We start from the raw sequence: 22,866 nt of genomic DNA, 5'->3' as shown, positions 1-22,866 counted from the left end.
TCACGGTGGACGGCGCGGCCCGACAACCGGCACACTGCGAAGGGGCGTCTGAATCGGATGCGCCGAGGAGAGGAGACATCAATGGCCCGAGACTGGATCGACAGCATTCTTTCCTTCTGGTTCGAGGAGGTCGATTCCAAGGACTGGTTCAAGAGCAGCGACAAGCTGGACGAGTCGATCCGAGCGCGCTTCGCCACCCTTCACGAGCAGTTGAGCGCGCATACCCCGGATGAGGTGCGGAAGAATCCGCGCGCCGCGCTGGCCGCGATCATCCTGTTCGACCAGTTCCCCCGCAACATGTTCCGTGGCTCGGCCAAGGCCTTCTCGACCGACGATGTGGCCATGCGGATAGCGCGCGAGGCCGTGGCGAACGGCTTGGACGAAGCGCTCGGGCCCCTGGAACGGCAATTCCTCTACATGCCTTTCCAGCACTCCGAGGTCTCGGCGGACCAGGAGCAGGCGGTCATGCTGTTCAGCGCGCTGGGAGACGAGGACGCACTGCGCTACGCGGTCGAGCACCGGGATATCATTCAGCGTTTCGGGCGCTTTCCCCACCGCAACCGCGCGCTCGGCCGCAAGAGCACGCGCGATGAGGAAGCTTTTCTGGAGCAGCACGCAGGCTACGGCCAGTAAGGTGGAACCGTGACCTTGGCGCATCCCCCGCATGCCGCCATAATGAACCGCATCAGGGCGCGCGCCCGGTGCCCGGGTGCCGTTAGATACGAGCAAATAAAACAGGGACTCCAGGGAGGGAGACGTGGCAAGATCCAACGATACCGGAGAGAAGGCGGGAACCCGGGCCCGCAAGACGACAGCGCGAAAGTCGCAGGCGGCAGCCGACAAGCAGCCGGCGAAGACCGAAACGCCGTCTGCCAAGAAGACTGGAACCGGCGCAAAGAAAACAACGGCCACGACCTCGAGCCGCAACACGGCAAAACCGCGCTCCAAGGTTTCGAGCGCCGCAAAGACGAACGTCAAATCGACCGCCAAGAGCGATACCGGTGACGGTAACGCCAAGACCTCCACCCGGCGTTCGGCGTCCGCGAAATCGCCCACTGCGAAATCGCCTGCCGCAAAGGCGACCGGCACGAAGGCCGCGGCCCCCGCCCGCCCCAAAAAGGCCGCGCCTGCCGCGCGGCGGCGGGTCCCCGCCAAAAAACCATGGCTGAAGAGCTATCCCGAAGGCATACCGGCCGAGATCGGCACCTTCGCGCATTCGTCGCTTGGCGACCTGATGGTGGAATCCTGCCGCCACTTCGCCGACAGGCCGGCCTTCACCTCGATGGGCAAGACGCTCACCTTCGCCGGAGTAGAGGAGGCCTCGCGCCATTTCGCCGCCTACCTGCAGTCGCTGGGGCTGAAAAAGGGCGCGCGCGTGGCCATCATGATGCCCAACGTGCTGCAATATCCCGTCGCGCTCATGGCGGCGCTGCGCGCGGGCTACGTGGTCGTTAACGTCAACCCGCTCTATACCCCGCGCGAGCTGGAGCACCAGCTCGTCGATTCCGGTGCCGAGGCGATCGTCATCCTTGAGAATTTCGCCCGCACGCTTCAAAAGACGATCGGTCAAACGCCGGTGAAGCACGTCGTGGTGGCCAGCATGGGCGACATGCTGGGGCTCAAGGGGCGTGTCGTGAACTTCGTCGTGCGGCGGATCAAGAAGATGGTCCCGGCGTGGGAACTTCCCGGCCATGTGCCCTTCAAGAGCGCCATGCGCGAGGGAGCGGCGCGCCGCTTTCAGCCGGTCGAGGTGGGTCTCGACGACCTTGCCTTCCTGCAATATACGGGCGGCACGACCGGCGTATCCAAGGGCGCCATGCTTCTGCATCGCAACGTTCTCGCCAACGCCATGCAGAACGAGATCTGGCTTGAAACCGCCTATACCGACAGGCCACGGCCCGAACGCCCCGTCTTCATCTGCGTCCTGCCGCTCTATCATGTCTACGCGCTGACGGTGAACGCCCTGACGGGCATGAAGCTCGGTGCCGAGAACGTGCTGATCGTCAACCCGCGCGACATCCCCGCGCTGGTGAAGGAACTCGGCAAGCACGACTTTAACGCCTTCATCGGGCTCAACACGCTCTTCAACGCGCTGTTGAACAATGAGGATTTCCGCAAACTCTCCTTCAAGAATCTCGACCTGACCCTCGGCGGCGGCATGGCGGTGCAGCGCTCGGTGGCCGAGCGCTGGCAGGCGCTCACCAACTGCGTGATCGCGGAAGGATACGGCCTGTCGGAGACCTCGCCCGTGGCCACCGTCAACCGCCTGGACATGCGGGAGTTCACGGGCACGATCGGCCTTCCCCTGCCGTCGACGGACATTGCCATCCGCGACGAGGACGGCAAGGACGTGAAGCAGGAAACCGTGGGCGAGATCTGCATCCGCGGCCCGCAGGTCATGCCCGGCTACTGGAACAAGCCGGGCGACACGAAGAAGGCCATAACAAAGGACGGCTTCTTCAAGTCCGGCGACATGGGCGTGATGGACAAGAACGGTTTCATCAAGATCGTCGACCGTAAGAAGGACATGATCCTCGTCTCCGGCTTCAACGTCTATCCCAACGAGATCGAGGACGTCGTCGTCCAGCACCCCGGGGTGCTCGAGGCCGCTGCGGTCGGCGTGCCGGACGAGCATTCCGGCGAGGTGCCCAAGCTGTTCGTGGTCAAAAAGGACGCCGCACTCACGGAAAAGGATGTGCTCGATTTCTGCCGCAAGGAACTGACCGGCTACAAGCGACCGAAATACGTGGAATTCCGCGATGAGCTGCCGAAGTCGAATGTCGGCAAGATCCTGCGGCGGGAATTGCGATAGGCACCCGGGAACCGGGGCCGCTGCTGCAGTCGCTCAATCCGGGTGGTATCGTGGTGAGTGCGCCCTCATCCCGAGCTTCTCGAAGTGCGAGGGGGGATGCCGGGAGAAACCCGCGTCCAGTCTCAGCGCAGCCCCGCGATATGCTCCACCAGTCCTGCCGTGGAGGCGTCGCGGTCGGCGGGTTCTTTCTCGCCCTCGACCACCGGCAGAAGCTCCGTCGCCAGTTCCTTGCCCAGTTCCACGCCCCATTGGTCGAAGGCATTGATGCGGAAGAGCGCGGCCTCCACGAACACACGGTGCTCGTAAAGCGCGATGAGGCGGCCGAGCGTGAACGGGTCGAGCTTGCGGTAGAGGATGGTCAGCGACGGCCGGTTGCCGGGGAAGACGCGGTGCGGGGCGAGCGCGGTCACTTGTTCCTCGCCCAGGCCCTTGGCGCGAAGCTGTTCTGCCGCCTCCTCCAGCGTGCGCCCCTTCATCAGCGCTTCCGACTGGGCAAGGCAGTTGGCGATCAGGAGATCGTGGTGGTGCTTCAGTTCCGGCTCGTGGCCGTTGGCCGCGAGCATGAACTCGACGGGAATGACGTCCGTGCCCTGGTGCAGGAGCTGGAAAAAGGCGTGCTGGCCGTTGGTGCCGGGCTCGCCCCAGACGAGCGGCCCAGTCGGCGTGGCCACGGACGCGCCGTCGAGTGTAACCCGCTTGCCGTTCGATTCCATATCGAGCTGCTGCAGATAGGCGGGCAGGCGGGCAAGACGCTGGTCGTAGGGGATGACCGCGCGGGCCGGATAGCCGCAGATGGCGCGGTGCCAGAAACCGACGAGGCCGAGCAGCACTGGCATGTTCTCGAGCAGCGGCGCGGAGCGGAAATGCTGGTCCATCGCCGCCGCGCCGGCCAGGAGCCGGCGGAAATCCTCCGGGCCGATGGCGATCATGATCGGCAGGCCGATGGCCGACCAGAGCGAATAGCGCCCGCCCACCCAGTCCCAGAAGCCGAAGACACGATCCTCGTGGATGCCGAAGGCGGCCACCTTGTCGAGTGCGGTGGAAACGGCGGCGAAGTGCGCCCCGGTGGCGTCCCTGCCCAGCCGCTCCGAAATCCAGTTCCGCGCGGTGGCGGCATTGGTCATGGTCTCGACCGTGGTGAAGGTCTTCGAGGCGACGATGAAGAGTGTCGTCTCGGGGTCGAGCCCCTTCAGCGTGTCGGCGATGTGCGCGCCGTCGACGTTGGAGACGTAGTGCAGGCGCGGCCCGTCGTGATAGGGCGCAAGCGCCAGCGTCGCCATCACAGGGCCCAGATCCGACCCGCCGATGCCGATGTTGACGACGTCGGTGAAGGGTTTGCCCGTCGCGCCTTTCAGGCTGCCGGAGCGGACGGCTTCGGCGAAATCGCCCATCGCCGACAGCACCGCCTCCACCTCCGGCATGACATCCTCGCCGTCGAGCATGACGGGCTTGTCGGCGCGGTTGCGCAGCGCGGTATGAAGGACGGCGCGGTTCTCGGTGGTGTTGATGCGCCCGCCCGAAAACATCGCCTCCCGGCGCTCGACAAGCCCCGCCGCTTCGGCCAGCTTTTGAAGAAGCCCGAGCGTCTCGTCGTTGACCGCGCATTTCGAATAGTCGAGCAGCAGGTCGTCGAGAGCGAGCGAATAGCGGGAGAAGCGGTCGGGATCGGCCGCGAAGGCGGTGCGCAGGTCGAGGTCCTCGTTGTCCCGGCGGTGCCGGCGCAGCGTGTCCAGCGCGGTGTCGAAGGCGCTCATTGTTCGGCTTCTCCTGCTTGTGACCTGGCGCGAACTTAAGGGGCCGGCCGGCAAATGTGAAGCGGCGGCGCAGCGGCGCCGTGGAGCAATCATTTAGGCCAGGGTTGCGCCGCTCCACACGCGGGGGTAGGCTCGCGCCGCCGGAGAGGAATTATGCCGACCAGAAACGATTCGGCCCTGTGGGCGGGCCTGTTCAAGATATCCCCCGATTCGAGTCAGACATTGCAGGCGCAGATCCGCCAGGCGATCGTCTCGGCCATTCTCGACCGGCAGATCGCGCCCTCCATGCCGCTGCCGTCCTGTCGGATTCTCGCGGAGAAGCTGGGGGTCGCGCGCGGGACGGTGGTGCTTGCCTTCCAGCAGTTGGTCGACCAGGGTTTCCTGATCGCCCGCGAGCGGCGCGGGCATTTCGTCAATCCTGAGGCGCTGGCCGCACCCGTGCATCCGCCGCGCGCCGGCACGCGGCAGACCGGACAGATCGACTGGAAAGCGCGTCGTCAGGTAATGGCGAGCGAGATGCCCGGCGTGCCGAAGAATGAGGACTGGATGCAGTCCTCCTATCCCTTCGTCTACGGCCAGTTTGACCCGGCGCTGTTTCCCACGGCCGAATGGCGCGAATGCAACCGCATGGCGCTCGCGGTGTTGGAAATCCGCAACTGGGCAGCGGACATGGTCGACAGGGACGACCCGCTGCTGATCGAGCAGATCCAGGCACGGCTTCTGCCCCGGCGCGGCATCTTCGCCAATCCGGACGAGATCATCGTCACGCTGGGTGCCCAGCATGCGCTCTACATGCTCTCCACGCTCCTCATGCGGCGCGGCGCGCGGGTGGCGATGGAGAATCCGGGCTATCCCGACGCGCGCTCCATCTTCCGCCTGGCCGGCGGGGAGACCCTGCCCGTGGGCGTGGACGGCGACGGGATGGATGTCGACGCCATCCCCCCGGAGGCCGATTTCGTCTTTCTCACCCCCAGCCATCATTGCCCGACCATGGTGCCGCTCTCGCGTAACCGGCGTGAGACGCTGCTTCAGCGGGCGGAAGAAGACGACTGGGTGGTGATCGAGGACGATTACGACAGCCAGCTTGCCGACGAGACGCCGCAGGAGGCATTGAAGGGCCTCGATCACACCGGGCGCGTGATCTATCTCGGTTCCATGTCCAAGACCCTGGCGCCGGGCCTGCGCCTCGGCTATGTCGTCGCGCCCGCGGAACTGGTGGCGGAACTGCGCGCGCTGCGCCGGCTGATGCTGCGCCATCCACCGGCCAACAACCAGCGTGCGGTGGCGCTCTTCCTCTCGCTCGGTCATCACGATGCGCTGGTGCGCCGCCTTTCCGCCGCCTTCGAGGAACGGCGCGCGAAGCTCCTCGAAGCGATCAGCGCATATATGCCGGAATGGCAGACGACCGACGTGCCCGGCGGCACCTCGGTCTGGCTCGAGGGGCCGCCCGGCACCGACACCGCCACGCTCGCCCGCCTCGCCAGGGCGCGCGGCGTGATCGTGGAGCCCGGCGCCCGCTTCTTCGACGGTCCCGAGCGTCCTTCCCCCTATATGCGGCTCGGCATCTCCTCGATCGCCCTGCAGCACATCGAGCCCGGCATCCGCGAGCTCGCCGCCGCCGCGGCGCGGCGCTCGCAGGCGGCTTAGAGCATTTTGCAGCCAAGTGGAATCACTTGGCGTGGCACAAATGCGGCGAAAACAAACAGATAGAGCAGCCAAGCGAACAAATGTGAGCGTACCCTGCTCTAGAGCGGAGTGCGTTTCAGGTGCGTTCAGCACCGCACGTCATCCCGACCGAACGGAGCGAAGCGGAGAGAGAGAGCCGGGATCCATTCCGTGATGCTTTTGGCCGGCGCAGATCGTTCCGGAACGGATCCCGGACAGCCCCCGCTAACGCTTCGGTTTCCGGAATGACGCGCGACAGAGGCGAACTTGCCTCAACCCATCATGCTCCGGGGAACAGGTATCAGGAAAGCCCCGGTGCCCCTGCGCGCGCCTCTGTCCGGCCGCTTGCAGCGCCTCAGTGATTGTCCCGCGGAACGCCCTTCTCGCGCGCGATCCGCTTGTAGCTGACCGCCGGCTTCAGCACCATGCCTTGCGCCAGTTGGTCGATCATGGCGCGCTGGATTTCCTGCCAGGGCGTCTGGTGGTCGGGGAAGGCGTAGCCGCCGGCGGCCGTCAGCGCCGTGCGCCGCGCTTCCAGCTCCTTCTCGTCCACCAGCATGTCCGCTCCGCCCGTCTTCAGGTCGATGCGGATCCTGTCGCCGGTCTTCAGCAGTGCAAGCCCGCCGCCGATCGCCGCTTCCGGCGAGGCGTTGAGGATGGAGGCCGAGGCCGAGGTGCCGGACTGGCGCCCGTCGCCGATGCAGGGCAGCGCGTGGATGCCCTGTTTGATGAGATAGTCCGGCGGACGCATGTTCACCACTTCCGCCCCGCCCGGATAGCCGACCGGGCCGGTGCCGCGCATGACGAGGATGCAGCCGGCGTCGATGGCGAGCGCGGGGTCGTCGATGCGGTCGTGATAGTCCTCCGGCCCGTCGAAGACGATCGCCCGGCCTTCGAAGGCTTCCGGATCCTTAGGGTTCGCCAGATAGCGCGCGCGGAACTCCTCCGAAATCACGGAGGTCTTCATGATGGCGCTGTCGAACAAGTTTCCCTTGAGGTTGATGAAACCGGCGTCCCGCATCAAGGGATCGGCGGCGGGTCGGATGACGTTCGTGTCGATATTTTCCGCACCCCGGCAGTTCTCGCCGAGGGAGCGGCCGTTGACCGTCGCCGCGCCGGGGTGAGGTAGAAGCCCCTCCTTCATCAGCTCCATCACCACCGCCGGCACGCCGCCGGCATGGTGGAAATCCTCGCCCAGATACTCGCCGGCCGGCTGCATGTTGACCAGAAGCGGAATATGGTGGCCGACGCGCTGCCAATCGTCATTGTCGAGCGGCACGCCGAGATGGCGGGCGACGGCATTGAGATGGATCGGCGCGTTGGTGGAGCCGCCCAGCGCGGAGTTGACGACGATAGCGTTCTCGAATGCCTCGCGCGTCATGATGTCCGAAGGTTTGATGTCCTCGTGCACCATTTCGACGATGCGCTGGCCGGTGCGGTAGGCCATCTGGCCGCGCTCGCGGTAGGGCGCGGGAATGGCCGCCGAGCCGGGAAGCTGCATGCCCAGTGCCTCGGCGAGCGAGTTCATGGTCGAGGCAGTGCCCATCGTGTTGCAGAAGCCGACGGACGGTGCCGACGAGGCCGCCAGGTCCATGAACTCGTCGTAGTCGATCTCGCCGGCTGCCAGCCGCTCGCGCGCTTCCCAGACGATCGTGCCGGAGCCGGTGCGCCGGCCCTTGTACCAGCCGTTGAGCATCGGCCCGACGGAAAAGGCGATGGCCGGAATGTCGACCGTCGCGGCGGCCATCAGCAGCGCCGGCGTGGTCTTGTCGCAGCCGATGGTCAGCACCACTCCGTCGAGCGGATAGCCATAGAGTACCTCCACCAGCGCCATATAGGTGAGGTTGCGGTCGAGCGCGGCGGTCGGCCGCTTGCCGGTCTCCTGGATCGGATGGCAGGGAAATTCGAAGGGGATGCCGCCCGCCGCCTCGATGCCGGCGCGCAGCCGCTTTGCGAGTTCGACATGGTGCCGGTTGCAGGGCGAAAGGTCGGAGCCGGTCTGGGCGATGCCGATCAGCGGCTTGCCCGACTGGAGTTCCTCGCGCGTCAATCCGTAATTGAGATAGCGCTCGATATAGAGCGCCGTCATTCCCGGATTGTCCGGATTGTCGAACCACTCCTGGGACCGCAGTTTCCTGCCGCTGCCTTGGGTCATGCTTTTGCCTCTCGGTTGCCGGCCCAACGGATATTGCATCACGGCGGACCCGGCAAGGTGGCGGATGGACAGGAGCGCCTTGCTGCGATAGCCAGTGGAAACATCGAACGGAGGGATCGGCCATGGCCATGAATATCGAAGGCGAGGAACGCATCGAGGCACCGGTGGAGACCGTCTGGCGCGCGCTGAACGACCCGGACGTGCTGAAGGAGTGCATCCCCGGCTGCGAGGAGCTGGAAAAGAAGTCCGACACCGAGTTCGCGGCCACCGTCTCGCTCAAGATCGGCCCCATCAAGGCCCGCTTCAACGGCGGCGTCGAGCTCACCAACCTCAACCCACCCCATTCATACACCATCTCCGGCGAGGGCAAGGGCGGCGTCGCCGGCTTCGCCAAGGGGGGAGCGGATGTCTCCCTCGAGGAGGACGGGCCGGACGCGACGATCCTTTCCTACAAGGCCAAGGCCGATGTGGGCGGCAAGATGGCCCAGCTCGGCGGCCGGCTCATCCAGTCGACCTCAAAGAAACTGGCGGCGCAGTTCTTCTCCGATTTCAACGCCAAGGTCAGCGGTGCGGAGGAGACACAGGACGGATGAGGAAAGGCGCGTGTAAGTAGTGCGTGCCTTCACCCTCGCCCTTCGACAGGCTCAGGATGAGGGAGAAGGCAAAGCAGCCGTTGTGCGCGGATGAGGGCGCAGACAAGATGGTCGTTGTGCAAGTCTCTACGGGTTGAGGATTGTGCCGAAGAGCCCTCATGGTGAGCTTGTCGAACCACGAGGGCGGGTGCTGGGTGAGCGATATCCCGTTATTCGAATACGATCGCCGGGGCTTCTCCAGCCTCGCTCTCCGCTCTCAAACGTTCCAGCACTTTCGCCGCCACCGCGCGATAGGTCTTCCCTTGCGCGCCCTCCGGATTCGAGATCACGACCGGTGTGCCCGTGTCGGACGTCTCGCGCACGTCCATCGTCAGCGGCACCTCGCCGAGGAAGGGCACGCCCAGCCGCTCGGCTTCGTGCCTGGCGCCGCCATGGCCGAAGATGTCGTAGCGCTTGCCGGTATCGGGAGCGAGGAAGTAGCTCATGTTCTCGACGATACCGAGCACCGGCACGTCGACGCGGCGGAACATGTTGAGCCCCTTGCGGGCGTCGATCAGGGCAAGGTCCTGCGGGGTCGACACGATCACCGCGCCGGCGAGCGGCACCTGCTGGGCCATGGTGAGCTGGGCGTCGCCGGTGCCCGGCGGCATGTCGACCACCAGCACGTCGAGCGGCCCCCAGGCGACGTCGCGCAGCATCTGGCGCAGCGCCGACATGACCATCGGCCCGCGCCAGATCATCGGCGTCTCCTCCTCGACCAGGAAGCCGATGGACATGACCTGCATCCCATAGGCATCCATCGGGCGCAGGGTCTTCGAATCCACCATCTCCGGCTTGCCCTTCAGCCCCAGGAGGCGCGGCACCGAGGGGCCGTAGATGTCGGCGTCGAGAAGCCCGACCTTGAGCCCCAGTGCCTTAAGGCCGAGCGCCAGATTCACCGCGGTGGTGGACTTGCCCACACCACCCTTGCCGCTGGCCACGGCGATGATGGCGTCCACCCCCGGCACGCCCGGCTTGGCGGCTTGCGGGCCCTGCGGCGCCTCTTGCGGCCGTGGCTGCGGCTGCGGCGCGGGGCGCGGCGCCGGCCGCTGTGGCGGCGCATCGGCCATCCCGCCGCCCTCCCGTTCGGCTGTCAGCGCCACCACGGCGCCCTTGACGTCGGGAATCGATTTCACCGCCTGTTCCGCCGCCGCGCGCAAGGGCTCCAGTTCCTCGGCGCGTTCGGCCGGCACGGTGATCGAGAAGAATACCTTGTCGTCGGCAATGAATATCTCGGAAACGAGACCGAGCGAGACGATATCGCTCTTGAAATCCGGTCCCCGGACGGTGCTCAGCTTATCGATGACGGCTTCGCGGGTGACGCTCATGGTGGTCCTCGTCCCTGATCCTCGCGTCCTGACATAATGCAGTCATGCTTCAGAACCAAGTGCAGCCCTCCTGCCGTGCGCTGCCAAACTTGCTTGCCGGGCGACATTGAGAAAAGCTACCCAGTCGCGGGAGGCGCACAAGCATCATGATCGACAAGCTGGAATTCTTCATCACGCTGGCGAAGGAGCGGCATTTCGGCCGGGCGGCGGAGGATCTGGGCATCACCCAGCCGACCCTTTCGGCCGCCATCAAGCAACTCGAGGACCAGCTCGGCGTCATGCTTGTGCAGCGCGGCTCGCGCTTTCAGGGCCTCACGCCCGAGGGTCAGCGGGTGCTCGAATGGGCCCGCCGCATCGTCGGCGACACGCGCACCATGCGCGAGGAAATGCGCACCACCCGGCGCGGGCTTTCCGGCCATGTGAAGATCGCCGCCATTCCCACCGCGCTCGCCATGGTGCCGCGGCTGACCACGCCGTTCCGCGAAAAACATCCGGAGGTGACCTTCTCCATCACATCGCGCACGTCGCTGGACGTCCTGTCGCTGCTGGAGAATTTCGATATCGATATCGGCATCACCTATCTCGACAACGAGCCGCTCGGCCGTGTCGTCTCCGTACCGCTCTATTCGGAGCACTATCAGCTCATCACCGCCGCCGGCAACCGCTTCTCCGACCGCGAGACCGTCACCTGGGTGGAGGTCGCGGAACTGCCTTTGTGCCTGCTCACCCCCGACATGCAGAACCGCCGCATCATCAACCAGCATCTCGCGGAAGCGGGCGCCGAGGTTCGCCCGACGCTGGAATCGAACTCGATGATCCTCCTGTTCTCGCACATCCGCACCGGCAAATGGGCATCCATCATGCCCCTCAACCTGGCCGAGGTCCTGGGCTTCTCCGAGCCGATCCGCGCCATCCCCATCGTCGAGCCGGACGCCAGCCACCTGGTCGGCGTGGTGGCCGTCGAGCGGGAACCGCACACGCCAATGGTTTCGGCGTTGCTCTACCACGCGCGCCGCCTGGCCAAGGATCTCGAAGAGTATCGATAGAGATCTTCTATCGTTCCACGAGAATGCAATATTGATCGGCAGCGCCCGGATCGTGTCTCCTTGCGGCGAAAGTCGTTAGGGAGGACGCTGCACCATGCGGCAAGGTACCGAGATCGTCTCCATCGTGATGCCCATTATCGATCGGTGGAGGAATGAGGAAGGTCCGCTCCTGCCCATCCTGAACGGCATTCTGCGCGAGCTCGGCTACGTACCGCGCCAGGTATTGCCCGTCATAGCCGAAGAGCTGAATCTGACGCGCGCGGAAGTCTACGGCGTTGTCTCCTTCTATCATGACTATCGCGAAAATCCGCCGGGCCGCCATGTGCTGAAGGTGTGCCGGGCGGAGGCCTGCCAGGCCGTGGGCGGCGATGCCGTGGCCGAGAAGCTGCAAAGGCTCTTGGGCGTGGAATTCGGCGAAACGGCCGGTGACCGCTCGGTGACGCTGGAGCCCGTCTATTGCCTCGGACTGTGTGCCTGCGCGCCCTCGGCCATGCTCGATGGCGAGGTGATCGGCCGACTGGACGACGAGAAGGCGGCAGCAATCGCCGTGGAGGTCCGGGCATGAGGCCGATCGTCTACATTCCCCGCGATTCCGGCGCGCTGGCGCTGGGGGCGGAAAAGGTCGTCCGGGCGCTCGAGAAGGAGTTGGAGTCCCGTGGGCTCGACGCCTGCATCGTGCGCACCGGCTCGCGCGGGCTCTACTGGCTCGAGCCGATGGTCGAGGTTGAGACGGATGACGGCCGTGTGGCCTACGGTCCCGTCGCGCCGTCGGACGTCGCCGCGCTGTTCGATGCCGGTTTCCTGAAGGGCGGCGCGCATCCGCTTTCCCTCGGCAAGCCGGAGGAAATCCCCTATCTCAAGCGCCAGACGCGGCTCACTTTCGCGCGCTGCGGCATCATCGATCCCGTTTCCCTTGCCGATTACGAGGCCCATGGCGGCCTGAGAGGACTGCGCAACGCGCTCGCCATGACGCCGCTCGAGATCGTCGAGGAGGTCACGGAGTCCGGCCTGCGCGGACGCGGCGGCGCGGGTTTCCCCACCGGCATCAAGTGGAAGACGGTGCACGACACGCCCGCCGACCAGAAATACATCGTCTGCAACGCCGACGAAGGCGATTCGGGAACCTTCGCCGACCGCATGATCATGGAAGGCGATCCCTTCGTGCTGATTGAAGGCATGACGATCGCCGGCATCGCCACCGGCGCCAACAGGGGCTATATCTATCTGCGCTCCGAATATCCCCATGCCCACCAGATCCTAAACGAGGCGATCTCCATCGCCCGACAGTCCGGTGTGCTGGGACCGAGCGTGCTCGGCTCGCAACATGCCTTCGACATGGAGGTGCGGGTCGGCGCCGGTGCCTATGTCTGCGGCGAGGAGACCGCCCTTCTCGACAGCCTCGAGGGCAAGCGCGGGATGGTCCGCGCCAAGCCGCCGCTTCCCGCCCATGAGGGGCTGTTCGGCAAGCCGACCGTCATCAACAACGTCATCTCGCTGGCCTCCACGCCCATCATTCTCGACAAGGGCGGCCCCTTCTACCGCGATTTCGGCATGGGCCGCTCGCGCGGTACCATCCCCATCCAGATTGCCGGCAACGTGAAGCACGGCGGACTTTTCGAGACCGCCTTCGGCCTGACACTCGGCGAAATCGTCGACGACATCGGCGGCGGCACGGCCACCGGGCGTCCGGTGCGGGCGGTGCAGGTCGGCGGGCCGCTCGGCGCCTATTTCCCGCGCGCGCTCTTCGACACGCCCTTCGACTACGAGGCCTTTACAGCAAAGGACGGGCTGATCGGGCACGCCGGCATCGTCGTCTTCGACGACACGGTCGATATGCTCAAGCAGGCGCACTTCGCCATGGAGTTCTGCGCCGTCGAATCCTGCGGCAAGTGCACGCCCTGCCGTGTCGGCTCCACCCGCGGGATGGAGGTTCTCAGCCGGCTGAGGAACAATATCGAGCCGGAGCGCCAGCTCGAGATCGTCACCGATCTCTGCAACAGCATGAAGTTCGGCTCGCTCTGTGCCTTGGGCGGTTTCGCCCCCTATCCGGTCATCAGCGCGCTGACCCATTTCCCCGAAGATTTCCGCCCCACGCCCGTCCGCGAGGCGGCAGAGTAGGAGGAACAGAATGTCATTCGTAGAAGAAATCGACTACGGAACGCCGGCCTCGAAGTCCGAGAATGCAGTCACCCTGACCATCGACGGCAAGGAGGTGACGGTTCCGGAGGGCACATCCATCATGCGCGCGGCGCGCGAGGCCGGGGTCGAGGTTCCGAAATTGTGCGCCAACGACATGGTCAAGGCCTTCGGCTCGTGCCGGCTTTGCCTCGTCGAGATCGAGGGTCGCGGCGGCACGCCGGCCTCCTGCACCACGCCGGTGGCAGACGGCCTCAAGGTTTCCACGGGTACCGATCGCCTGCAGTCCATCCGCCGCGGCGTGATGGAGCTTTACATGTCCGACCATCCGGAGGACTGCCCGGCCTGTGCGGCGGGCGATTGCGAGATGACCCGGATGTCGAAGAAGGTGGGCCTGACCGAACTGCGCTACGGCGAAGGCGAAAACCACGTATGGCCGGCCCGCGATGGCGAGGCCAACCTGCTCTTCCAGGAGCAGGACGCCTCCAATCCCTATTTCGCCTATGACGCTTCGCAGTGCATCGTCTGCTCGCTGTGCGTGCGTGCCTGCGAGGAAAGCCAGGGCACCTTCGCGCTGACGGTCGAGGGACGCGGCTTCGAAAGCCGCATCGCCGCCGGCATGAGCGAGCCCTTCCTCGAATCGGAGTGTGTGTCCTGCGGCGCCTGCGTGCAGGCCTGCCCGACCGGGGCGCTGCGCGAGAAATCCGTCATCGAAAAGGGCATGCCCGACCATTCCGTCGTCACCACCTGCGCCTATTGCGGCGTCGGCTGCTCCTTCAAGGCGGAAATGAAGGGCGAGGAAGTCGTCCGTATGCTGCCTTACAAGGGCGGCAAGGCCAATCGCGGCCATTCCTGTGTCAAAGGCCGCTTCGCCTACGGCTATGCCACGCACGAGGATCGCATCCTCAATCCCATGATCCGCGAAAAGATCTCCGATCCCTGGCGCGAAGTATCGTGGGAGGAGGCCTACGCCCATGTGGCCAGGGAGTTCCGCCGCCTGCAGTACCAGTACGGCAAGGACTCGGTTGGCGGCATCACCTCCTCGCGCTGCACCAACGAGGAGACCTATCTCGTACAGAAGCTTATCCGTCAGGGCTTCGGCAACAACAATGTCGACACCTGCGCCCGCGTCTGCCACTCGCCCACGGGCTACGGGTTGAAGACGACCTTCGGCACCTCCGCCGGCACACAGGATTTCGATTCGGTCGAGCATGCCGACGTGGTGATGGTGATCGGCGCCAACCCGACGGACGGCCATCCCGTATTCGGCTCGCGCCTGAAGAAACGGTTGCGCGAGGGCGCCAGGCTTATCGTTCTCGATCCGCGCCGCATCGATCTCGTGCGCACGCCGCATGTGGAGGCCGACTATCACCTGCCGCTGAAGCCGGGGACCAACGTGGCGGTGCTGACGGCGCTCGCCCATGTGATCGTCTTGGAGGGCCTGGTGGACGAGGCCTTCATCCGCGAGCGCTGCGATTGGGACGAGTTCCAGGACTGGGCGTCCTTCGTCCTGCAGCCCGAGAACAGCCCCGAGGCGGTGGAGGAGGTTTCCGGTGTTCCCGCCGACCTCATCCGCGGCGCCGCGCGGCTCTATGCCACGGGCGGCAACGCGGCCATCTATTACGGTCTCGGCGTGACCGAGCACAGCCAGGGCTCGACCACCGTGATGGCGATCGCCAACCTGGCCCAGGCCACCGGCAATATCGGTCGGCCCGGCGTCGGCGTGAATCCGCTCAGGGGACAGAACAATGTCCAGGGCTCCTGCGACATGGGCTCCTTTCCGCACGAGCTGCCGGGCTACCGCCACATTTCCGACGACGCCACGCGGGCGATCTACGAAAAGCTGTGGGGCGTGAAGCTCGACAATGAGCCGGGTTTGCGCATCACCAACATGCTCGACGCCGCCGTCGACGGCTCCTTCAAGGGCATCTACATTCAGGGCGATGACATCCTGCAGTCCGACCCCAACACGCGCCACGTGGCGGCCGGCCTCGCCGCCATGGAATGCGTGGTCGTGCACGATCTCTTCCTGAACGAGACGGCGAACTACGCCCACGTTTTCCTGCCCGGCTCCTCCTTCCTGGAAAAGGAGGGCACCTTCACCAATGCCGAGCGCCGCATCAACCGCGTGCGCAAGGTGATGGAGCCGAAGAACGGCTATGCCGACTGGGAGGTGACGCAGGAAATGGCCCGGGCGATGGGGCTCGACTGGAACTACCGGCACCCCGCCGAGATCATGGCCGAGATCGCTTCCACGACTCCCAGCTTCTCCGGCGTCACCTACGAGCTCCTCGACCGCGAGGGCTCCGTCCAGTGGCCGTGCAACGAGAAGGCCCCCACGGGCACCCCGATCATGCACATGGGCGGCTTCGTGCGCGGCAAGGGCAAGTTCATCCGCACGGCTTACGTGGCGACGGACGAGAAGACGGGGCCGCGCTTCCCGCTGCTCCTCACCACGGGCCGGATTCTCTCGCAATACAACGTCGGCGCGCAGACGCGGCGCACGGAGAATGTCGTCTGGCACGAGGAGGACCGGCTGGAGATCCATCCCTTTGATGCCGAGAACTGTGGGATCCGCGATGACGATTGGGTGAAGCTCTCGAGCCGCTCCGGCGAGACAACCCTGCGCGCCACCATCACAGAGCGGGTCGCACCCGGCGTCGTCTACACCACCTTCCACCACCCGGAGACACAAGCCAATGTGGTGACCACCGAATATTCGGACTGGGCGACCAACTGTCCGGAATACAAGGTGACCGCGGTGCAGGTCTCGCCCTCCAACGGGCCGACCGAGTGGCAGGAGGACTGTGAAGAGCTTTCCCGCTTGAGCCGCCGCATCGTGCATGTGGAAGCGGCGGAGTAGTGCGATGCGCGCTCCGAACGGTGCCCGTCATCGTCCGATGAAGACCGTGCCTCTCACAGCCGTCTCCCGCATCGCGCGCCGCGTCGGCGGGACCCGCACGGCGCTGCGCAGCGTGCCCGAGGAAACGGCGGTGGCGCTCTCCTTTGGGGGCACGACTCACGCCGTGATGATGGCCACGCCAAGCGACTTGGAGGATTTTGCCCTCGGCTTCAGCCTGACGGAGGGGATCGTCTCCGCCCCTGGCGAGATCGAGGCGATCACGGTTGAGGACCTCGGATCCGGCTTCGACGTGCAGATCAGGCTGAAAGACGCGGCCAACCGGCGTTTCGAAGCGCGCCGCCGGCGCCTTGCCGGGCCGGTGGGCTGCGGGTTGTGCGGCATCGAATCCATCGAGGAAGCCATGCGCGACGTGCCGGCCGTTGCCGCCGGCGGCCCGCTTTTGACCGAGGGCGACATCGTCCGGTCCGTCCAGCTCCTGTCGGAGCAGCAGACGCTCCATCGCGAGACGGGCGCGGTGCATGCGGCCGGGTTCTATGTGCCTGGCAAGGGCATCGTCGCTATGCGGGAGGATGTCGGCCGCCACAACGCGCTCGACAAGCTCGCCGGCGCGCTGGCGAGAGCCGGGACCGACGCCAGCCGCGGCGCCGCCGTCATCACCAGCCGGGTTTCGGTGGAGATGGTGCAGAAGGCGGCGGCGATCGGCGCGCCGGTTCTCATCGCCGTCTCCGCTCCGACCGCGCTCGCCATCCGCACCGCGGACGAATGCGGCGCCACTCTGGTGGCGCTGGTACGCGGGTCGGAGTTCGACATCTTCACCCATCCCGAACGCATTCACAACGGAGCAGCCAGACATGTCGCATGAAGCAGGCACGTCCAGCGAAGAAAAGCTCGTCTACATGGCCAACCAGATCGCCGGCTTTTTCCAGACCATGGATGATGAGGAAGCGGTCGCAGGTGTAGCCGACCACATCAACAAGTTCTGGGAGCCGCGCATGCGCCGGCAGCTTTTCCGGATCATCGAGCGCGGCTGCGACGGCCTGAAGCCGCTCGTCCTAAAGGCGGCAAAACAGATCAATCAACCGGAGGACATGCGGGCTTGAGAAGCGCATGCGCGCTTACCGTTGGCCGCAAGAGCGGCGTCTTTCATGAGCCGGCTTAAAACTCCTTCGTCAAACCGAGAGAGAACGAGAAGACGGGATCCGGATCGCTGGCCGCGACGAGATCGGTGTTGAAGCCGAAGAGTACGTCGACGTCCTGCTCCGTGCGGTTGCGGTAGACCAGTCCGAAACGCAGCGGCAGATCCGTGTTGGCCAAGTCCACAGCGATGTTTTCGTAATGGATCGTGCCGTTGGCATCGCGCCCGACTGGCAGATTGACCTCGGCCTCGCCGGCAACGGCGCTCGGTCGCATCCCGCCGTAAAAATCGATCGTGTCGCGTTCCGTCAGCACGCCGCGGCGACGGGCAGAAAGGCCACCGCTCGCATAGGCAAGGGCGCCATAATCCACCAGCGCGTGGGGAGCGTCGCTCACGAAGCCGCTTCCGAATTCGGCATAGGCGCCCATCGACCAGGCGCGCGAGATTGCCGTGCTGACACTGATGCCGGCGGCCGCATTCGCCGTGTTCCGGCCGGCGAGAAAGGGACCGCGCGTTTCACTGCCGAAAAAGCCGGCGCCACTGTGCCCGAAGGAGAAGGAAACTTCGCTGGCGAACTTGTCGCTCGCGGTAATCCGTGAAAGGGAGAAGGCAGCTTCACCACCCTCGTGTTTGTGCGCGACCTGGCCGGAAAACTGGAAGAACGTGCCTTCGTCAGCCGGAAAGACGTGGGAAAACGCCGTGTCCGAGTCGAAGCCGGCGAGCGTCTGCGAGAAAAAGAGCTTCGGCACCGCGACGTCGTGCAGGGTGCGGGGCAGGTCGCTCCCGTTTTCGACGAAGGCGAAGCTGGCGGCCATTTTCTCCACATTGCGCGCCATCTGCCGGGCATCGGCCACGCCCTTTCCCGCATTGACGGAGGTTTCGCCGCCGAGCCTCCTGCCCGGGACATAGAAGTCGGTGCCGAGGGCGTCGACCACCATCACCTCGCGGCCGGCGATCGCCTTGGCGATGCTGTTGCCGACGACGGGGCCCGCCGTGGCGATGCCGCCCGAGAGGCTGGTGCGCTGCGCGCTGTAGACGTTCTCGCCGCTTGCAATCGACAGACCGCCGATGGGCGAAAGGGCCGCCTTCATGTCCGGGACGCCGTGGCCGTAGAGGCTGGAATAGTTGCGGCTCACTCCCGGGGCGAAGGTCGACGTGCCGGAGACCGTATCCTGGAAACCATCCCAGTCCCGCCGCGCCGTGGCCAGGAGGCGCACCGTCCACTCCTCCGGCGAAAGATTGGGGAACGCCTGGGCGATGAGCGCGACCTGCCCGGCGACCTGGGGTGCCGCGAAGGACGTGCCGGTGCTGAAGGCATAGGATGTGTCGTTGGCGGCGGTCGGCGCGTAGACCGTTCCGTCGCTGGTCAGGCAGAAAGCTGCGGCGGAGCCGCACGGCGCGGACAGGAGCTCGGCATCGAGAATGCGACCGTCGCTTTCATCGACCGTGAACAGCGCATTGCTGGCGACGAGCCAGGCCTCCGAAAGCTCCGGCACGAACAGCGGAAGCCCAGCCCAGGCGGATGCGTCGCCCAAACTGGGGTCATTGGAGTTGGCCAGGACGATAACGCCCGTCTCCTGGAAGCGGTCATAGGCATCGAAAAGGCCCCGCCACTCGGACGGCGTGCCGCCCCTCTCGCCCGTGATATAGGTGGCATAGTCGCTCGTGCCGGAACTCGCGAACGCCGCCATCTCCTCGCTGGCGGCGGTCTCCGGCACAAATCCCCAGGAATTGTTCTGCACCACTGCGCCGAGGTCGGCGGCATGGTCCGTGGCCGCCGTTAGGTGGTCCAGGATGTCGTTCCCGCCGACATCGGCCCACGAGGTGAGGTGAAGGTCGGCTTCGGGGGCGACGCCCATGATGCCAGCCCCGTCCGCCCGGCCGGCGGCAATGCCGGCAACGGAGGTGCCGTGGTCCTCCACTGCAAAATTTGCGCCGCCGGTGAAGCTGTGCAGCGTTTTTCCGGCGAATTCCCGATGAGTGAGGCGAAAGCCGTCATCCACCACGGCAATCAGCGTGCCTTGCCCGCGCAGCTTTGTACCATCGGAAAGCGTGGCCGTGTGGGCGTAGTGGATGTTCTGCAGCGCGTAATTGGAGGCGCTGGCACAGTCCGGATTGCTCGTGCTGTCGCAGACCGGCGGCAGGCCGACCTCCTGGCGCAGCCACTCCTCATAGCTGGGCGGCGGATCTACGCGGTTGAACTCCGCGCCCTCGGCATAGGCTGCTGCCGCCGTCTCGTCCAACGCCGGATAACCGGTTCCGCCAGGCGTGGAAGGTGGCGTGCCGTCATCGAGCGTGGAATCGCCTCCGCCTCCATCACTTCCGCCCCCGCACCCGGCGGCTAGAAGGCACAATATGGCAGCAGTGGAAGAATACCGGAATCCCAAGTGCTTCATCCCCTCTCGTAGCGCCCATTCCCCTCGCGAGCGCATTTTTTAATAGTGCTGCTGAATTTTCTGTAAAGCAACGGAAGTCAAGATGCAGCCGCCGAGGCCGGGCACAAAACCCCGCCTTATGCCAGTTGTCGCGCCGAAACCGGCTGACGGAAACTCGGTGGCGAAGGAACACTGTCAGCCCGGCCCATCGATGTTGGCAAGAAGCGCTCTCAATTCGCCAAGATGGGCAAGCTCGCGAAAACGGTCCTCACCCGCCGGCGCTTCCGCGTGTTCGACCTCCCACGTCAGGTCGTGCGGCACGAAGACGCCCCAGCTTCCGGCGCGGATGGCCGGAATGACGTCGGATTTGAGCGAATTGCCCACCATCATGCTCTTCTCCGGCCCGTTGCCGTGCCGGGCGAAGACCCGTGCATAGGTCTCGGGCGTCTTGTCGCTGACGATCTCGACGCCGTCGAAATAGTCTCCCAGCCCCGATTGGGCGAGCTTGCGCTCCTGGTCGAACAGATCGCCCTTGGTGATGAGGACGAGTCGGTAGTCGCCGGTGAGCGCCTGGAGCGTCTCGACCGCATGCGGCAGCGGCTCGATCGGGTGCACCAGCATTTCCCGGCCGATCTCCAGGATATGCTCGATGGTCGCCGCCGGTGCCTTTCCCTCGGTCACCTCGATGGCGGTCTCGATCATGGAGAGAATGAAGCCCTTGATGCCGAAGCCGTAGATCTTGAGGTTGCGCTTTTCCGCCGCCAGCAGGCGGGCGGAAAGGTCGTTGCGCGCGGCATGTTCGGCAAGCAACTCGGCAAAGCGTTCCTCGGTGAGACGGAAGAAGCGCTCATTGTGCCAAAGCGTGTCGTCGGCATCGAAACTGATCGTCGTCAGTCGCACGGGTTGATCCTCCATCCATAAGATGGATGGATAGCGCATCGCCGCGTGCGCGCCAACCGCCGCGGTATCTACACGTAAGGCAGCTTGCCGAGCGCGGAATAATGGCTGTTGAGGTCGTCGAGCCGGGCCATCTCCTCCTCGCCGAGCGCGAAGTCGAAGACCGCGACGTCTTCCTCCAGATGCTCGCGCTGGTTTGCCTTCGGCAGCGGCACCGTCCCATGCTGGAGGTTCCAGCGGATGAGCACCTGCGCCGGCGATTTGCCGTGGTTCTTCCCGATCGCCTCCAGCGTGTCGTCGTCCAATCGCCTGGCGCGGGTCAAGGGACTATAGGCCTGGATGACCATCTGGTTTTCATCCGCGTGCGCCTTCACCGCCATGGAATGGCCGAAGGGGCTCCACTCGATCTGGTTGACGACCGGCACTTCCCCGGTTTTCTGCACCAGAGCGTCGATGAGACCGGTAGGATAGTTGCTGACGCCGATGTCGCGCGTAAGCCCCTCTTCGCGGGCGCGGATCAGGCCTTCCCACAGCGCCTCGCCCGCGCCGCTTCTCGGCGGGCGGTGGATCAGCATCAGGTCGGCATAGTCGAGGCCGAGTTCGTCCAGGTCCTTCTTTGTCGCCGCGAAGGCGTCGTCGGTTTCCTCGACCTTGGTGACAAGATAGAAATCCGACCGTTTCGCGCCCGCCCGGCGGATGCCCTCGCCGATGCCGGGCTGGGTCCCGTAGTCGCCGGATGTGTCGATCATCGGATAGCCGAGCGCGATCGCCGCGGCGATCGTCTCGGCCGTGTCTTTCGTCAGTTGCCAGGTGCCAAGCCCGAAAAGAGGCATTTCATTGCCGGTGCGCAGCGAGATGCGGGATGCTGGATCCATGGAAGAGTCTCCGCAGGTTCGAAGCCGCTTTGTCTGTTCCAACTTCCCCGGTGCGCCCGTGTTCCAGCGCCCGCCTGCGCTCAGTTCAGCGCCACCTGCTCGCCCGGAAGATCAAGGGAAAAGGCCGGGATGTCGACCTCGAAGAGGTCGCCCTGCCTGGTGCGCATGGTGTAGCGGCCGACCATGATGCCGGAGGAGGTCGTCAGTGGACAGCCTGAGGTGTACTGGAAGCTATCGCCCGGCTCCAGCTCCGGCTGCTCGCCGATCACCCCTTCGCCACTCACCTCCTGCACCCGGCCGAGCCCGTCGGTAATGTGCCAGTAACGCGAGATCAGCTTGACGGTGTCCTGGGAGAAATTGGCGATGGTGACCTGATAGGCCCAGACGTAGCGGCTTTCCTCCGGGTCCGAGTGGTCGGGCAGGAAGAATGGCTCGACCCGCACTTCTATGTCGTGGGTTACGGCTCGGTACATCTGTCTCGCGCCACCTGCCGGCCGCCTGTCGGGGGCCTGACGATATTGTGACATCTGATATGTGTCGGGCAAGGCTATAGATCAACGCGGGACAGCCAGAACGGAGCCGGAATGTGATCGACGGGTGGGGAAAACGCAAGCTCGAGCCGCTTCTTGCCAAGGTCGCCGCATGGCTGGCGTCGTTCGGGGTGACCGCCAATGCGGTGACCGTGGCAAGCTTGGCTGCGGGACTGGCCGCCGGTGCCGCGGCCGCCGCCGGTCAGTTCTGGGTCGCGCTGGCGCTCGTCCTTTTAAGCCGCCTGGGCGACGGGCTGGACGGCGCGGTGGCGCGCGTCAAGGCGCCGACCGACTTCGGCGGCTACATCGATATCGTCTTCGATTTCGTCTATTACGGCGCCGTGCCCCTCGGCTTCATCTTCCACGATCCCGCCGCCAACGGCATCGCCGGCGCTTTCCTTCTTTTCGCCTTCTATGTCAACGGCGCGAGCTTTCTCGCCTTTGCGGCGATCGCCGAGAAGCGCGGCATGCAGACCCTGGCCCGCGGCGAGAAATCCTTCTTCTTCACCACCGGGCTCGCCGAGGCCGGCGAAACCCTGATCGCCTTCGTGCTCGCCTGCCTCTGGCCCGCCTGGTTTCCGGTCATCGCCTGGACCTTCGCCGTGATCACCCTATACACCGCCGTCGCCCGCATCGTGCTGGCGGCGCGCGCGTTCCGGTAAC

General features: G+C 65.3%; 18 protein-coding genes. 11 read left to right on the top strand and 7 right to left on the bottom strand.

The features are described 5' to 3' along the window. The first annotated feature begins 81 nt into the window (after positions 1–81). Both SIN08_RS07610 and SIN08_RS07605 read left to right on the top strand, forming a co-directional pair. A complete protein-coding gene (locus SIN08_RS07610; RefSeq protein ID WP_322450973.1) occupies positions 82–633 on the top strand; it encodes a DUF924 family protein in 552 nt (183 codons plus the stop codon). A gap of 124 nt (positions 634–757) precedes the next feature. Further along, positions 758–2,812, top strand: coding sequence for a long-chain-fatty-acid--CoA ligase (locus SIN08_RS07605; RefSeq protein WP_322450972.1), 2,055 nt, complete (start codon positions 758–760; stop codon positions 2,810–2,812). Positions 2,813–2,934: 122 nt separating this feature from the next. Here SIN08_RS07605 and pgi read toward each other — a convergent pair whose 3' ends face one another. Continuing rightward, entirely contained in the window at positions 2,935–4,566 is a 1,632-nt protein-coding gene (gene pgi, locus SIN08_RS07600; RefSeq protein ID WP_322450971.1) for a glucose-6-phosphate isomerase, read from the bottom strand. A gap of 153 nt (positions 4,567–4,719) precedes the next feature. Here pgi and SIN08_RS07595 point away from each other — a divergent pair, with 153 nt between their 5' ends. Further along, positions 4,720–6,213: a PLP-dependent aminotransferase family protein gene (locus tag SIN08_RS07595; RefSeq protein WP_322450970.1), complete on the top strand. Its 1,494-nt coding sequence runs from the start codon at positions 4,720–4,722 to the stop codon at positions 6,211–6,213. A 373-nt stretch (positions 6,214–6,586) separates the two neighbouring features. On the opposite strand, the gene SIN08_RS07590 is transcribed toward SIN08_RS07595, so the two are convergent. Then, positions 6,587–8,386, bottom strand: a complete 1,800-nt coding sequence (locus SIN08_RS07590) for an IlvD/Edd family dehydratase (RefSeq protein ID WP_322450969.1) — start codon at positions 8,384–8,386, stop codon at positions 6,587–6,589. Positions 8,387–8,508: 122 nt separating this feature from the next. Here SIN08_RS07590 and SIN08_RS07585 point away from each other — a divergent pair, with 122 nt between their 5' ends. Continuing rightward, positions 8,509–8,979 (top strand): CoxG family protein, encoded by a 471-nt coding sequence (locus SIN08_RS07585; RefSeq protein WP_322450968.1) that lies wholly within the window; start codon positions 8,509–8,511, stop codon positions 8,977–8,979. Between the two features lie 209 nt (positions 8,980–9,188). Here SIN08_RS07585 and SIN08_RS07580 read toward each other — a convergent pair whose 3' ends face one another. Continuing rightward, positions 9,189–10,346 carry an Mrp/NBP35 family ATP-binding protein gene (locus SIN08_RS07580; RefSeq protein WP_322450967.1) on the bottom strand — a complete coding sequence of 386 codons (1,158 nt, stop codon included), beginning with the start codon at positions 10,344–10,346 and terminating at the stop codon, positions 9,189–9,191. 146 nt (positions 10,347–10,492) lie between these two features. On the opposite strand from SIN08_RS07580, the gene SIN08_RS07575 reads away from it, so the two are divergent. The 6 genes from SIN08_RS07575 (at position 10,493) to SIN08_RS07550 (ending at position 17,491) form a co-directional block, all read left to right on the top strand. Then, complete coding sequence (locus SIN08_RS07575; protein WP_322450966.1) at positions 10,493–11,392, top strand: LysR family transcriptional regulator; 900 nt, start codon at positions 10,493–10,495, stop codon at positions 11,390–11,392. A gap of 94 nt (positions 11,393–11,486) precedes the next feature. Beyond that, positions 11,487–11,957, top strand: coding sequence for a formate dehydrogenase subunit gamma (locus SIN08_RS07570; protein WP_416208031.1), 471 nt, complete (start codon positions 11,487–11,489; stop codon positions 11,955–11,957). Further along, a complete protein-coding gene (locus SIN08_RS07565; RefSeq protein WP_322450965.1) occupies positions 11,954–13,510 on the top strand; it encodes an NADH-quinone oxidoreductase subunit NuoF in 1,557 nt (518 codons plus the stop codon). Before SIN08_RS07570 ends, SIN08_RS07565 begins: the two co-directional genes overlap by 4 nt. A 10-nt stretch (positions 13,511–13,520) precedes the next feature. Then, positions 13,521–16,391, top strand: a complete 2,871-nt coding sequence (gene fdhF / locus SIN08_RS07560; protein ID WP_322450964.1) for a formate dehydrogenase subunit alpha — start codon at positions 13,521–13,523, stop codon at positions 16,389–16,391. Positions 16,392–16,395: 4 nt separating this feature from the next. Next, positions 16,396–17,253 carry a formate dehydrogenase accessory sulfurtransferase FdhD gene (gene fdhD / locus SIN08_RS07555; RefSeq protein ID WP_416208030.1) on the top strand — a complete coding sequence of 286 codons (858 nt, stop codon included), beginning with the start codon at positions 16,396–16,398 and terminating at the stop codon, positions 17,251–17,253. After that, positions 17,243–17,491 carry a formate dehydrogenase subunit delta gene (locus SIN08_RS07550; RefSeq protein ID WP_322450963.1) on the top strand — a complete coding sequence of 83 codons (249 nt, stop codon included), beginning with the start codon at positions 17,243–17,245 and terminating at the stop codon, positions 17,489–17,491. Before fdhD ends, SIN08_RS07550 begins: the two co-directional genes overlap by 11 nt. Positions 17,492–17,546: 55 nt before the next feature. On the opposite strand, the gene SIN08_RS07545 is transcribed toward SIN08_RS07550, so the two are convergent. From SIN08_RS07545 to apaG, 4 genes are all read right to left on the bottom strand, one after another. After that, positions 17,547–19,769, bottom strand: coding sequence for a S8 family peptidase (locus tag SIN08_RS07545; protein ID WP_322450962.1), 2,223 nt, complete (start codon positions 19,767–19,769; stop codon positions 17,547–17,549). A gap of 327 nt (positions 19,770–20,096) precedes the next feature. Continuing rightward, positions 20,097–20,816 (bottom strand): HAD family hydrolase, encoded by a 720-nt coding sequence (locus tag SIN08_RS07540; protein ID WP_322451265.1) that lies wholly within the window; start codon positions 20,814–20,816, stop codon positions 20,097–20,099. Between the two features lie 53 nt (positions 20,817–20,869). Then, on the bottom strand, positions 20,870–21,673 hold the full coding sequence (locus SIN08_RS07535; RefSeq protein WP_322450961.1) for an aldo/keto reductase: 804 nt from the start codon (positions 21,671–21,673) through the stop codon (positions 20,870–20,872). A gap of 80 nt (positions 21,674–21,753) precedes the next feature. Next, entirely contained in the window at positions 21,754–22,146 is a 393-nt protein-coding gene (apaG, locus tag SIN08_RS07530; RefSeq protein ID WP_322450960.1) for a Co2+/Mg2+ efflux protein ApaG, read from the bottom strand. Between the two features lie 113 nt (positions 22,147–22,259). Between apaG and SIN08_RS07525 the strand changes: the two genes are divergently transcribed. After that, positions 22,260–22,865, top strand: a complete 606-nt coding sequence (locus SIN08_RS07525; RefSeq protein WP_322450959.1) for a CDP-alcohol phosphatidyltransferase family protein — start codon at positions 22,260–22,262, stop codon at positions 22,863–22,865. The last annotated feature ends 1 nt before the right edge of the window (position 22,866 follow it).

Source organism: Chelativorans sp. M5D2P16 (assembly GCF_034427935.1).
In the GTDB taxonomy this organism is placed as follows: domain Bacteria; phylum Pseudomonadota; class Alphaproteobacteria; order Rhizobiales; family Rhizobiaceae; genus Chelativorans.
The sequence above is the reverse complement of the archived record's forward strand: the minus strand, read 5'-3'. Positions and strand labels throughout refer to the sequence as shown.